Source organism: Vibrio sp. 10N.239.311.G01 (assembly GCF_041465805.1).
GTDB lineage: Bacteria > Pseudomonadota > Gammaproteobacteria > Enterobacterales > Vibrionaceae > Vibrio > Vibrio crassostreae_C.
Map to the genome: position 1 here is coordinate 1 of NZ_JBFSRM010000010.1, position 13,685 is coordinate 13,685.

At 45.5% G+C, this 13,685-nt stretch carries 11 protein-coding genes; 6 read left to right on the forward strand and 5 right to left on the reverse strand.

The annotated features are described in order from the left end of the window. Positions 1 to 425 precede the first annotated feature (425 nt). From malG to malE, 3 genes are all read right to left on the reverse strand, one after another. Positions 426 to 1,316: a maltose ABC transporter permease MalG gene (gene malG / locus AB6D06_RS09930; protein ID WP_017060050.1), complete on the reverse strand. Its 891-nt coding sequence runs from the start codon at positions 1,314 to 1,316 to the stop codon at positions 426 to 428. An 11-nt stretch (positions 1,317 to 1,327) separates the two neighbouring features. Beyond that, a complete protein-coding gene (gene malF / locus AB6D06_RS09935) occupies positions 1,328 to 2,899 on the reverse strand; it encodes a maltose ABC transporter permease MalF (protein ID WP_017060049.1) in 1,572 nt (523 codons plus the stop codon). An 82-nt stretch (positions 2,900 to 2,981) separates the two neighbouring features. Then, positions 2,982 to 4,166, reverse strand: a complete 1,185-nt coding sequence (malE, locus tag AB6D06_RS09940; protein WP_017060048.1) for a maltose/maltodextrin ABC transporter substrate-binding protein MalE — start codon at positions 4,164 to 4,166, stop codon at positions 2,982 to 2,984. Between the two features lie 664 nt (positions 4,167 to 4,830). Here malE and malK point away from each other — a divergent pair. Further along, the gene (gene malK, locus AB6D06_RS09945) at positions 4,831 to 5,943 is read left to right on the forward strand and encodes a maltose/maltodextrin ABC transporter ATP-binding protein MalK (RefSeq protein ID WP_017060047.1); all 1,113 of its coding nucleotides are present in this window, start codon (positions 4,831 to 4,833) and stop codon (positions 5,941 to 5,943) included. Between the two features lie 258 nt (positions 5,944 to 6,201). Here malK and AB6D06_RS09950 read toward each other — a convergent pair whose 3' ends face one another. Beyond that, entirely contained in the window at positions 6,202 to 6,402 is a 201-nt protein-coding gene (locus tag AB6D06_RS09950; protein WP_010431457.1) for a hypothetical protein, read from the reverse strand. 208 nt (positions 6,403 to 6,610) lie between these two features. Then, positions 6,611 to 8,527, reverse strand: coding sequence for a methyl-accepting chemotaxis protein (locus tag AB6D06_RS09955; RefSeq protein WP_372110156.1), 1,917 nt, complete (start codon positions 8,525 to 8,527; stop codon positions 6,611 to 6,613). A 456-nt stretch (positions 8,528 to 8,983) separates the two neighbouring features. Between AB6D06_RS09955 and AB6D06_RS09960 the strand changes: the two genes are divergently transcribed. The 5 genes from AB6D06_RS09960 to AB6D06_RS09980 form a co-directional block, all read left to right on the forward strand. Further along, positions 8,984 to 9,940 carry an AAA family ATPase gene (locus tag AB6D06_RS09960; protein ID WP_372110157.1) on the forward strand — a complete coding sequence of 319 codons (957 nt, stop codon included), beginning with the start codon at positions 8,984 to 8,986 and terminating at the stop codon, positions 9,938 to 9,940. A 10-nt stretch (positions 9,941 to 9,950) separates the two neighbouring features. Further along, a complete protein-coding gene (locus AB6D06_RS09965) occupies positions 9,951 to 10,877 on the forward strand; it encodes a DUF58 domain-containing protein (protein ID WP_017060044.1) in 927 nt (308 codons plus the stop codon). Then, complete coding sequence (locus AB6D06_RS09970) at positions 10,874 to 11,359, forward strand: DUF4381 domain-containing protein (RefSeq protein ID WP_065583800.1); 486 nt, start codon at positions 10,874 to 10,876, stop codon at positions 11,357 to 11,359. Before AB6D06_RS09965 ends, AB6D06_RS09970 begins: the two co-directional genes overlap by 4 nt. After that, positions 11,352 to 12,359, forward strand: a complete 1,008-nt coding sequence (locus AB6D06_RS09975; RefSeq protein ID WP_017060042.1) for a VWA domain-containing protein — start codon at positions 11,352 to 11,354, stop codon at positions 12,357 to 12,359. The genes AB6D06_RS09970 and AB6D06_RS09975 overlap by 8 nt, the downstream gene beginning before the upstream one ends. Continuing rightward, positions 12,352 to 13,685: VWA domain-containing protein (locus tag AB6D06_RS09980; RefSeq protein WP_372110158.1), on the forward strand; the 1,334-nt coding region annotated here is incomplete at its 3' end. The genes AB6D06_RS09975 and AB6D06_RS09980, both read left to right, overlap by 8 nt.

The window sequence follows — 13,685 nt, forward strand, 5'->3', positions numbered from 1 at the left end:
CCAGCATGTTATCGCTGGCATTCATGTTAATGTGGCTACCGATGTATTGTTGAACGCGAAATGTACAGCAAAGATCAACACGCCCTAGTTCATTTCTACAAGTAACCAAAATGAAGTGGTCGGTATTTAGGAGAGAAGTAACTCGAAACTTTGGGTTTTAAAGTAGATATGAGCGCGATAGTTAACGAGTAACGCTGACACAAAAAACAAAAAGTAGCAGGCATAAAAAAACCCAAGTAAATACCTGGGTTAGAGTTACAAAAACCACTAATCATTAATAGCGTAAGGAACCTGATTAGTAGCCAGCTATGCGTAACCTGAGGGTTATTTTTATTACTGATCGGCGGCCAAACCAAATGATGTAATAAAAATGCCAATATAGAGCGACCTAACGGTCGCTCTTTTTCTTTCTTATAGAGTACAGCTTATCCTTTTACACCACCTGCCGTCAAACCACCAACTAACCAACGTTGAGCAAGTAAGAACACGATAGTAATCGGAAGTGCTGATAGTACAGCCGCTGCCGCAAAGTCACCCCATAGGTAGTTCTGAGGGTATAGGTACTGCTGCATACCTACTGCTAGCGTGTAAGAGTTCACATCTGTAAGTAGGATAGACGCTACTGGCACCTCACCCACTGTCGCGATGAAAGATAGGATAAACACAACCGCTAGGATTGGCACAGACAGCGGTAGTAGAACCAGTCTGAATGCTTGCCAAGGCGTTGCACCATCAAGGGCTGCTGCCTCTTCCAGAGAGTTATCAATCGTCTCAAAGTAACCCTTAATCGTCCATACGTGCAGTGCAATACCACCAAGGTAAGAGAAGATTAGACCACCGTGTGTGTTCAAGCCTAAGAACGGAATGTATTGACCAAGTTTGTCAAACAGCGCGTAGATTGCTACTAGAGCCAATACTGCTGGGAACATTTGGAAAATCATCATCGCTTTCAGGATTGTGTTCTTACCTTTAAAGCGCATACGAGCAAACGCGTAAGCCGATGTCGTAGACAGTGTCACAATCAGAATCGATGTGATACCTGCAACCTTCACTGAGTTCCATAACCAAGTTAGCACAGGGAACGGAGGTGACGTTACCGAGCCATCTGCGTTCGTTACTGACATACCCAATGCTAACTTCCAGTGTTCCAATGATGGGTTATCTGGAATCAAACTACCGGTTGCGAAGTTACCTTCACGGAACGAGATCGCGATGATCATCAGTAGTGGGAAGATAATCATTGCCAAGAAGCACCACAACACTGCATGCGTTGCCCACACTCGGTATTTAAGGCCTTTACCTTGTACCATAGCCATTGTCGTGCTCCTTAATCTTGAGACAGTTTAGTGAAACGAAGGTTTAGTAACGCTAGTGCACCAACCAATAGGAAGATAAGCGTTGCGATAGCACTTGCTAGACCGAAGTCTTGACCGCCGCCGCCTTCGAATGCAATTCGGTACGTGTAGCTTACAAGCAAGTCTGTGTAACCCGCTGGCTCAGAAGTGCCAATCATGTTCGGGCCACCGTTCGTCAATAGTTGAATCATTACGAAGTTGTTGAAGTTAAAGGCAAACGCTGCAATCAATAGCGGTGTAAGCGGTTTAATCATCAATGGGAACGTAATGCGCTTGAAGTTATCAAGGAAGTTCGCACCATCGATTGCTGACGCTTCGTATAAATCATCAGGAATCGCTTTAAGCAGACCCATACATAGAATCATCATGTAAGGGAAACCTAGCCATGTGTTAACCATCAACACCATGGTTTTCGCTAAGATAGGGTCTGAGAACCAGTTCGGGCTTAAGCCGAAGATATTCTCGAGTACCATGTTGATCTCACCAAAGCTTTGGTTGAATAGACCCTTAAAGATAAGAATCGAGATAAACGCGGGTACGGCGTAAGGCAGAATCAGTAGAACACGATAAATAGAACGACCTTTCAACTCTTCCCATTGCACGATGTTAGCCAATACAAGGCCGATAACTAGCGTGAACGCTACGGTACATACCGAGAAGATAACCGTCCAAATAAAGATGCTGATAAACGGTTCTTTAATGCCGTCATCTTTCCATACACGCTCAAAGTTATGCGTACCAATGCTAACCACGAAACCTGGAGAGATGGTATTACCCGTAAACTCACCATTTGCATCAACAGGCTGGTAGAAACCCACATCCATATTTGGCTTGAGAACTTCACCCGTTTCATTGTTGATTAACGTTTCTTCATCGTCTTGTAGCGTGTAAAGCGGAGCAACAGAAGCAAACTTACGTAAGCCACTCATGCGGATGTCACCACCGTCAGGTAGATTGAAATCAACACCACTGATTGCTGCTCGGTTTTGAATGATCGCTTTGATCTTCTCTTTTTCACCTTGCGCAGACTCAATAACAGATAGGTCCATCTCTGTTTCTGTCATATTGTCTAGAGAAAATACGTCAGTCGCTAACAGTTGATCGCCATCTTTTACAACGATCTGGTGACCGTCATCTGTCTTGTACAAAGTAAATGGGTAGCTCTCACCGCTTTGGAAAGAACGGTCTAAAAGAACGGTTTGAGTACGCTCTAGAGAAAGTTGGTTTTTCGCGCTGTAGTTAGTAAACGCAAGCCCTACGGTGTATGCCAATGGGAAAAGAATGAACAAGATCATTCCGGCAATACCTGGGTAAATATAACGGTGGGCGTAAGTTTTTTTACTACCAAAAATGTAAAGTGCCAAAGCCGTTAAGATCACTGTAAGCAGCGCAAAAGCGAGCTCACCGCGAGAATACATTAGAATTGTAGCGTAGCCGTTTATTAAGCCAACGCTACCAAGCAACCCCCATTTAATGAAGACGCTTTTACTGCCTGGAAGGCTTGATGGTGCTGGGATAGCATCTGTACCTTGAACTGACTGCATAGAGGAACCTGCTAGCGATATAGATAAAAAAATAGAAAAGTAAGGAGAGGTTACCCTCTCCTTAAAAGGTAGTGCCTGGGTGTTACTTAACCATACGACCTTCAGCAGCTTTTAGTGCTTGGTCTACTGATTGACGGCCGTCAACTACGTTGCCGATCGCTTCTTCCATGCTGTACCAGAATGTTGTGAACTGAGGGATGTTAGGCATGATTTCACCGTTCATCGCGTTGTCCATTGTTGCTGCAATACGAGTATCGCTGTCTAGTTGACGTTGGAAAGAGTTAAGAGCAACAGCGCCAAGTGGCTTGTCGTCGTTCAGGCTCTTCATACCTTCATCTGTTAGTAGGTAGTTTTCCATGAACTCAACAGCTAGGTCGCGGTTTGGAGACGCAGTGCTGATACCACCTGCCCATACACCAACGAAAGGTTTAGACGCTTTACCGTTGAACTTAGGTAAAGTTGTTACGCCGTAATCTACGCCAGCTTTCTTGATGTTTTCCCAACCCCAAGGGCCGTTGATTGTCATTGCAACGTTACCCGCAACAAATTCAGACTCAGCAACTGAGTAATCCATGTCTGCAGAGATAACCTTGTCTTGTACCATCTTCTCGATGAAACCTAGAGACTTCTGAACACCATCAGTCGCTACGCCCGCATCTTTAATGTCGTAACCTTCTGCAGTCTGTTTGAATGCGTAACCGCCGTCAGCTGCAAGTAGAGGCCATGTGAAGTAAGCGCCGCCACGTAGAGGCCACATGATCGCTTTCTTGCCGTCTTTTTTAAGTTCAGCATCAAGTGCTGGGATTTCTTCCCAAGACTTAGGTGGGTTAGGAACAAGCGCTTTGTTATAAATTAGAGAAACTGACTCAACAGCAACAGGGTATGCGATTGTTTTACCTTCGTATGAAACAGCATCCCATGCGAAGTCTACGATACCTTCTTTAGTTTCTTTAGAAGGTTTGATATCAACAAGAAGTCCCGCTTCTGCATAGCCGCCAAAACGGTCATGTGCGTAGAAGATCATGTCTGGGCCATCGCCAGCTGCTGCTACTTGAGGGAATTTCTCTTCTAGCTTGTCAGGGAAAGCGACGGTTACTTTAACACCAGTATCTTCTTCGAAGCGTTTACCTACTTCAGCCATGCCTTCATAAGCTTTGTCACCACCTACCCAGATTGTTAGTTGTCCTTCTTCGATAGCAGCATTTGCACCAAAAGAACCCAGAGCAACTATTGTACCTAGAGCTACAGCGCTTAGAGCGTTTTTCATGTGAATATCCTTTTTATATTTATACGTAGGGCACATCTACCAAGACGAGCCAGTTTTCGGAGGTTATGATCTGAGAAAACAGACCCTAGCTCATCATCCTAGCCACTACGCCCTAGCTATTATGGCTTAAATTCGTGATCGCCATCCGGTCAGATTAGAGACTGCAATCACAAAACGTATACTCATCGTGATCAACATCACCGTTACGTGGTGGATTTATTTGAACTGGATCGCCAATTATTAATAACCCCATTTATCTACTCCTCCCCTCCTACTCCCCCTAGTTAATTTTCCATTAGGAGGATGTACCCTTACGCCAATTCACCGAAACTGCATTCATCCAAGAGTGGATAGTAAGAACCCTTTACCGGCAAGTGTTATGCGTTGACGCATTATTCATTTAGTTGGCTTCACTGCCCGCTGGTGTCTTATATTAGCATCGAGCTAAATCTGTGATTGAATCACGGGGGAGGTTTAGCTGGATGTGGGGGAAATGGGCATCAGTTTGGCTATGACGGGTGGGCTTGGTTAAAGAAGCCAAGTCTCACCCACTTTTTTCTTACTCACTCAATACTTACCAATTCCTACAGTTACTGCTGACCCAAAAATTTCTTATAATGATAAGCAGTAAAACTTAAAATTTGATCGATCGAGGACAAGCTAGATGGCGAGTGTCACGTTAAAAAACGTTTATAAATCATATGGTGATGTACAGATTTCTAAGGACGTAACCTTAGACATCAACGAAGGTGAATTCGTAGTATTCGTTGGACCATCAGGTTGTGGTAAATCGACGCTATTACGTTGTATCGCAGGTCTAGAAGACATTACGTCTGGTGATTTGTACATTGGCGACCAACGCATGAATGACGTTGAACCGTCAAAGCGTGGCGTAGGTATGGTATTCCAGTCTTATGCGCTTTACCCTCACCTTAACCTATACGACAACATGTCTTTCGGTCTTAAGCTAGCAAACGCAAATAAAGCTGAGATCGACAAACGCGTTGAACATGCTGCAGAAATCCTTCAGCTTGGTCACCTTCTTGAGCGCCAACCTAAAGCGCTTTCTGGTGGTCAACGTCAACGTGTTGCGATTGGTCGTACTCTGGTTTCTCAACCAAACGTATTCCTACTTGATGAGCCTTTATCAAACCTAGATGCCGCGCTACGTGTTCAAATGCGTTCGCAAATCACCAAGCTACAGCGTCAACTGGGTTGTACCATGATCTACGTTACCCACGACCAAGTGGAAGCGATGACAATGGCGGATAAGATCGTTGTTCTGGATGGTGGTTATGTATCTCAAGTCGGTAAGCCGCTTGACCTTTACCACTACCCTCAAAACCGTTTCGTTGCTGGCTTTATTGGCTCACCGAAGATGAACTTCATGTCGGTACACATTGAACAAGCTGAAGCAGAACGCGTATTGGTACAACTTTCTAATGGCATGACTTTCTGGATCCCTGTTGATGGTACGACTGTCAATGCTGGCGATCGTATGTCTCTGGGTATTCGCCCTGAACACTTGATGTCTGCTGAATCAGGTGACGCGACGATTGAAGCTGACGTGATGATGGTAGAGAAACTAGGTAACGAAACTCAGGTTTACCTAAACCTTGAAAGTGCCGATGCTGATGTTATCTATCGCCAGCCAGACACGTTGAAAATCGAATCAGGTGACAAGTTGGCGATTGGTATTCCAGCGCACCGTTGTCACCTGTTCCACAGCGATGGCCGCGCATGTCGTCGTTTGTACAAAGAATACGGCACAGACTAATCGCTTAGCCTTTTAGGATATAACTTGCCCATATCAAATCCCTCTTACTCAGTAAGGGGGATTTTTTTATGTGCTGGATATTTTTATGTGTTGGATACGAGTTTCACTTACATTGAATAGTTCATGAGTCAGCCACTCGGTCTTTCGCTAGCGGCAATAAAAAAGGTCTAGCAAGCGCTAGACCTTTATCTGTTAGTTAGGCTATGAACCCAACCGCTAATATCACTTCTTTCAGACATGAAACCTGTCTAAATCAACTTAGTGAATTGGCGTATCATTCTGTTTGTTGAACTGGCCAAAATGCTTCTCTAACACTTCAGGAGTCAGTTTGCCTTCCGCCTCTAGTCGCTTGAACTCAGCAACAATTGCTTTTTGCTCTTCAAGTGATGGCAGTTTCACCTCAGGCTCATCGCCCATCTCTTGAGTCATCTGCTCTAGTTCTTTTTCAAAATCGCTCATGATACTTACCTAAATATTAAACCTAACCAGATTTTACTCATTTACGCCCTATGATGCTAGGGTGATTAAAAGCAAAGCCCGAAACCAGATCAAGCTAAAGGCAGTTAGAGGCAAATTAGCGCACTAATAAAAAGAGCCGGATTCACGATGAAATGACCCCAGCTCTTCGTCTATATCCCTTTCTAAGTCATGTTACAGCTTGAAAGAATTAAAGCTTAAATGAACCAACCATCTTATCTAGACGAGACGATAGATCACGAAGCTCTTGGCTCGCTTCAGCAAGTTGCTCAGCCGTGCCCGTTGTCACTTCGTTGATTGCGTTAATCTCTTCAATGTTCTGGTTGATGGTGTGAACTACGGTTGATTGCTCTTCCGTTGCCGTTGCCACTTGAGTGTTACGGTCTGTGATATCAACGATACGGTCTGAAATGCCACTCAGCACGTCTACCGCTTCATCCGAAGCCGATACACCTTCAAGGGTAATCACCTTACCCGCACTCATTGCCGTTACCGCATCTTTAGCATCGCTTTGCAGTTGGTTGATCATCTTTTGAATCTCTTCCGTTGAATCTGCGGTACGGCTTGCTAGGTTACGTACTTCATCCGCTACAACCGCAAAACCACGACCTTGCTCACCAGCACGGGCGGCTTCAATTGCAGCGTTCAATGCGAGTAAGTTAGTTTGCTCTGAAATATCACGAATAACACCCAGAATAGAACCGATGTCTTGAGTTGTAGAAGCCAGTTGCTCTACTACCTGACCTGTGCTTTCAATATCTTGCGCCAAACGGCTGATCGCGTCTTTTGCTTTGTTCACCACAGAGCGACCTACTTCCGTATTGCCTGAAGCTTGAGTTGCCGTTTCTGCTGCGGTTGCCGCGTTCGATGCAATCTCACTGATGGTCATACCCATTTGGTTAATGGCAGCTACGACTTGAAGGGTTTGGTCGCGCTGTTCTTGGCTGTTGTCGTGGGTGATGTGAGCTTTATTCGAAACACTCTCTGCAGCCACTTGAAGCGCTTGGCTTGTCGAACACACCTCTTTCATCGACTCGTGAATCTTTTCAATGAATCCGTTGAAGCCTTTTGAAAGCTGTGCAATTTCATCGTTGCCTTTCACTTCGATACGCTGTGCAAGGTCACCGTCGCCTTCACCTAAGTCGCCGAAACGCTTAGCCAAAAGCTTGATCGGTTGAGTAATGCTGTTCGCTAGAACTACGCCCATTAGGATAAACACTAATGCCACAACCGCAGTCATGATCAGCATCTTCTGCGCTGTCGCATCTAACTCTGCAAACACTTCACCAGTCGGAACGACACCAATAACAAACCAGTCCATTGAAGACACATACAAGCTCGCCACGAACAGCTCTTGGCCTTGGCTTTCAGTGGTAATCAGGTTAAAACCCGACTTGTTCAGTAGTTGGCTTGCTTGAGGACCGTAAAGTTGTTGAAGTGAAGAGTCACTGCGAGAACGCTCACGGTGAATTTGAACATCACCTTGGCTATCGGTTAAGAATACGAAGCCGGTATTTTCAATCTTAAAGCCGTTCAGCAGGTTAACCATGTCATCCATCGACTTTGATAGACCAGACATCGCCAAACCAGAAGGTTGTTGATAGTTAGCAAACATCTTCACTTCGCCATTGGCTTCTTGGAACATGCTCACCATGGTCGGCTGTCCAGATTGCGTAAAGCCAAAGAACCAACCATCTTGCTGTTGGTTTAACTGACGCAGGAAACCATTTTGGTTCCAGTAGTAAGCCGTTTGACGGTTCGCCACTGAGGCATCGTTCAACTGATACTGGTTACGAACATTGTTCAGCTGTTTAACCAGTTTATTTTCTAGTGCCGGATCGCGATCGGTCGATTCGATAGCATCAGAAATAAATTCATTTGAAGCAATTTGCTCCGCCGCTAGTAATAGCTGAGAGACTTCTCGGTCAATTTCACCATTGATTCGCTCTAGCATTCCTGGAAGTTCAATATCGATCAATCGATGACTTAATACATCTCTTGCTTGTTGTTTTGCCATTGCGCCGACAATCACTGTCGATGCAAGAACCGCAAAGGTAATTCCAAGTACAACTTTTTGCTTGATACTCAGAGAGTTAGTTTTAAACATATTTGGACCTTTAAAAAGAATCGCTCGTTATTGGTATACCCTGAACAGGACTTTTTTAGTGCACTCCAACAAGCAATGCACAATCTGAGTGATGTATCGGCCACAACCAATAAAACTAGAGACTTTCTTCTCAAAAAACTGCAAATATGATGTAACAATTAGAAATATTCACCTTGAGCATGAATTAACTAAGCAAATACCGCATTGTCGAGAGTCAATTTTAGTTCTCACCCCCTGAGACCCAACCGAACTCAAACCACTCCCCACCGCCGAGCTTTTGTATATAAAAACCAATTGATATAGTAATAATCACAACCTAACGATTTTTTTAGCTAACCACTTGTCAATATTTCCAATTTTGAAAAAATAAATTACGCAAATGTACTGGAACTTTTTCCTCGAAATCAGTGACCAATACTCAAAATAAAAATCAAATGGATACCCAGAGAGTCCAAAATGCACAAAACAAATTTCGAAGTCCTTCAAAACTATCTAGAGTCTCAAATCATTGGTCAAAAAGAGCTCGTTAAGCAACTGATGATCGCCCTTTTAGCGGATGGTCATATCCTCGTTGAAGGACCTCCCGGCTTAGCAAAAACTCGCGCAGTAAAATCATTGGCTGATTGTGTTGAGGGTCACTTCCACCGCATTCAATTCACTCCCGATCTGTTACCTGCTGATTTGACGGGTACCGACATCTTCCGTCCTGAGACTGGGGAGTTCACTTTCCAATCAGGCCCGATTTTCAACTCGCTGATTCTAGCGGATGAGATCAACCGAGCTCCGGCGAAAGTTCAAGCGGCAATGCTGGAAGCGATGGCAGAGAAACAAGTAACTGCCGGTCGAAAAACCTATGCGCTGCCTGAGTTGTTCTTGGTAATGGCAACACAGAACCCAATTGAACAAGAAGGGACTTACCCGCTACCGGAAGCTCAGTTAGACCGATTCTTGCTTCACCTAGAGGTTGAATACCCAGATATGGAAAGCGAGCTTGAGATCTTACGACTCAACCGTGGTGAGGCTCAAGGTAACGAATCAGCTCAGCCACAACAGATATCTCAGCAAACGATCTTTGAAGCGCGCCAAGAAGTGCTCAACATTCACATGGCAGACACCATTGAGCAGTACATCATCAGACTGGTTATGGCGACTCGCCAACCTAAGCAATACAGTGACCAACTTGATCAATGGTTAGACATGGGTGTCAGCCCGCGTGCAACCATTGCGTTAGACCGTTGTGCCCGCGCTCACGCTTGGCTTGCAGGACGAGATTACGTCACGCCACAAGACGTTCAAGCGATGGCATTCCCTGTGTTACGCCACCGTCTACTGCGCAGCTACCACGCACAAGCTGAAGGTGTCACCACAAACCAAGTGATCGCACACCTTATTTCATTGGTTGGCAGCGCATAGGGATAAGCGCATGAATAATCAACTACCCAACCATAGTGACGGTGTCACGTTAAACCTGGACGAACTTCTGCAATACAAAGCGCAGTCTGTTCGCTGGTTGCCTCCCGCCAAGAGCCTTTGGTCACAGCTTAACGGCCAACACGAGAGCAACCGTAAAGGTCGCGGGATGAATTTCTCTGAAGTTCGTCAATATCAAGCGGGAGATGACATTCGCAGCATTGATTGGCGTGTAACAGCCAGAACGGGCAAAGCGCATACCAAACTTTTCTCTGAAGAACGAGAACAGCCTGTCATTTTATTCTTGGATCTATCAAGCAGTATGATTTTCGGCTCAACCTTGTTGCTGAAATCGGTTCAACTTGCACACTTTGCTAGCCAACTGTGCTGGCTTACTGTGGCTCAAAAAGATCGAATTGGCGCGGTGATCGATACTGGCAAAGAGGTCATTGAGATTAAGCCAAGTGCAAGCAACCATGCTCCACTGCGTATTTTGCAAAAAGTCATAGAAATCAATAATACGGCACTGACTAATCACGACAATCATAATGACACGACCTTAGAGCATGGACTGAAATCTCTTCACCAGCTTTGCCCTAAAGGAAGCGATATTATTATGCTCAGTGACTTTGTGCGTTACCAAGAAAGTGACTACTCACTTATCAGTCAAATTCGCCGACACAACAGAGTACGTCTTGTGCATTTCTACGACCCGCTAGAGCAAGGTGAAACCACCTATAAAGGCTCTAAACAGGTCACCGATGGCAGCAAAACTCAATGGTTTAATTTCTCTTCTAATAAAGAAAAGCAAAAGCTTAACCATGCTTTTTCGCTTAAGAAACAGCAGCTGCAACAGATGGGGTTATCTCTCGCGATACCTTATAGCTCGCTGTCGAGTGCGCAGTCACTCATGAGCCAGATATCAGGAGCTCAGTCATGAAACAGCCCTTAGATTTAAGTCCGGTGATTGCGCCAGACGCCCCGACTTGGTGGCCTTTGGCGTGGGGTTGGTGGGCAGTCATTATCACAGCCATTTTCCTGATTGCCTTGGTGTTTTTCATTCTAAAACGTAGAAAAAACAATCAACAGGCGAAACAAGAAGCGCTGTCTTACTTTAGTAATAGTCAGTCCCAAGATGGCTTGTCTCCGAGCAAAGCTCAAGACATCGTTCGTCAAGCAGCACTGAGCTATTTCCCTCGTGAAAAAATTGCAGGTTTGTCTGGTGATGATTGGTTGAAGTTCTTAGATGCGCAATTGGCGAAGCCGTTATTTGTAGCAAAACAATCCCAGTGGCAACAAGCGCTCTATCAAGATGTAGCCCTTATGAACGACGAACAGAAAAAGGCTCAACAACAATTAGTTAATGATTGCGAAACTTGGCTTCGTAAAGCCCTTCCTCCTAAGCGAGGTCTTTATGAGTGATTTTCTAAGCCCTATGTTTCTAAGCGGGGACTTGCTAAACATCGAGTTCGTTTGGTGGTGGATGTTCTTCATCGCGCCACTGCCGTTGCTCGTTTACTTGTTCTCACCAAAGTCAGAATCAAGCCATGTCCTAAGACTTCCATTTCTGCCAGAAGACAGTAATACCAAAACACCGAGCAGTCGCTTACCAAAGGCGTTGTCCGTGATTATCTGGCTTCTGCTGGTTACGGCGAGCGCGCGCCCTGTATGGTATGGCGAACCGGTAGAGTTTCAACCGAAACATCGTGATTTGATGTTGGTTGTCGACCTCTCCTACTCGATGAGCCAAGAAGACATGCAGTTCAATGGCGAATACATCGACCGCTTGTCGGCGGTGAAACGCGTGTTGAGTGACTTTATTGAGCGTCGTAAAGGTGACCGAGTCGGATTGGTACTATTTGCTGATCACGCCTACTTGCAGACCCCGCTTACGCTAGATAGAGATACGCTTTCACAACAGCTCAATCAAGCGGTGTTAAAACTGATTGGTACTCAAACCGCGATTGGTGATGGTATTGGTCTTGCCACCAAAACCTTTGTCGATAGCGATGCGCCCCAACGTGTAATGATTCTACTCAGCGACGGCAGTAATACCGCCGGGGTATTAGACCCATTAGAAGCGGCGGATATTGCAAAGAAATACGACGCGACGATTTACACCGTGGGTGTCGGTGCAGGCGAGATGATGGTCAAAGAGTTCTTCATGACGCGCAAAGTCAATACTGCTCAAGACTTGGATGAACGTACACTAATAGAAATTGCCAAACGCACCGGCGGTCAGTACTTCCGAGCGCGTGACAGCAAAGAGTTAGCGACGATTTACGACACCATTAACCAGTTAGAGCCCGTGACGAACGCCACTAAGATCTGGCGACCGCAACAAGAGTGGTTTGTATGGCCACTGTCGGCGGCAATGTTCTTCGCATTTATGCTGTTAGCCATTAGGAGAAACAATGTCTAACTTTACTTTTATCTACCCATATTGGTTCTTGGCGCTTGTCGTGCTGCCCGCTATTTGGTGGCTGAGCAAGACACAATCTAAGCAAGGATTACTCGCGTCACACATCGCGCGATACTTGGCACCAGAATCGAGTAAGCCATCGAAAAATCGCAGTACTTACTTCGGAATTTGGTGGCTGGTCGGCGTTATTGCATTAGCTGGACCAAGCTTCGAGAAAAACGAACAGCCGAGCTTTGAAAAAACGCAGGCACGAGTTGTGATCATGGATATGTCGATGTCTATGTATGCCACCGACATTAAGCCGAATCGCTTAACTCAAGCGCGATACAAGGCTCTGGATCTGCTTTCATTGTGGAAAGAAGGGCTAACAGGCATGGTGGCGTATGCTGGGGATGCTTACACCATTAGCCCGCTAACGTCAGACATCAACACCATCAAAAACCTAGTGCCTAACCTATCGCCAGATATCATGCCTTATCAAGGTGGTGATGCCGCATCAGCCGTTAAGCTTGCGATTGATATGATGACTCGCGCGAAGATCTACCAAGGTGATTTGGTATTGATTGCTGATGACATCGATGACCAAGAGAAGAAGCAGATCGACTCCCTACTCTCTGGCAACGATTGGACATTGTCGATTCTAGCTGTAGGGAGTGAAAACGGTGCGCCAATCTCGTTACCTACGGGGTCGATGCTGCAAAGCGACTCAGGACAAACCGTGGTGGCAAGAACCAACTTGAAGAACATGCGCGAGCTTACACGCAGCTATGGTGGCACGTTCACTGAAGTTCAATTTGATAACTCAGATGTTGAACACATAGCGAGCTACCTCGACCGCGTTGCAACAACATCGGAAGTAACCAAGACCAAGAACTCACTCAACACCAGAGTGAACAACGGTTTCTGGTTACTGCCTTTGCTATTACTTCCGGCACTTGGATTATTCAGGAAAGGGGTTATTTGGTGTGCCTTAGCTGGAGTTATCTCTTTTAGCCAACCAAATACTGCGTTTGCGAACCCGTGGAAAACCAATGATCAAGTAGGCTATCAGCTGTATCAGGACGAGGACTTCCAACAAGCTGCTGAACAGTTCACCCAACAAGAGTGGAAAGGCATTGCTCAATACAAAGCCGGTGATTTCGAAGCCGCAGAGCAGACGCTGCAAGAGCTTTCTAGTGAAGATGCTCGCTACAACCTTGCTAACGCTCAAGCCCAACAAGGTAAGTACGACCAAGCGATCCAAGAGTATCAACGTATTCTTGAAAGCAACCCTGAACATGCTTATGCGAAGAAGAACCTAGAGATTGTCGAACAGGCTCAGAAGCA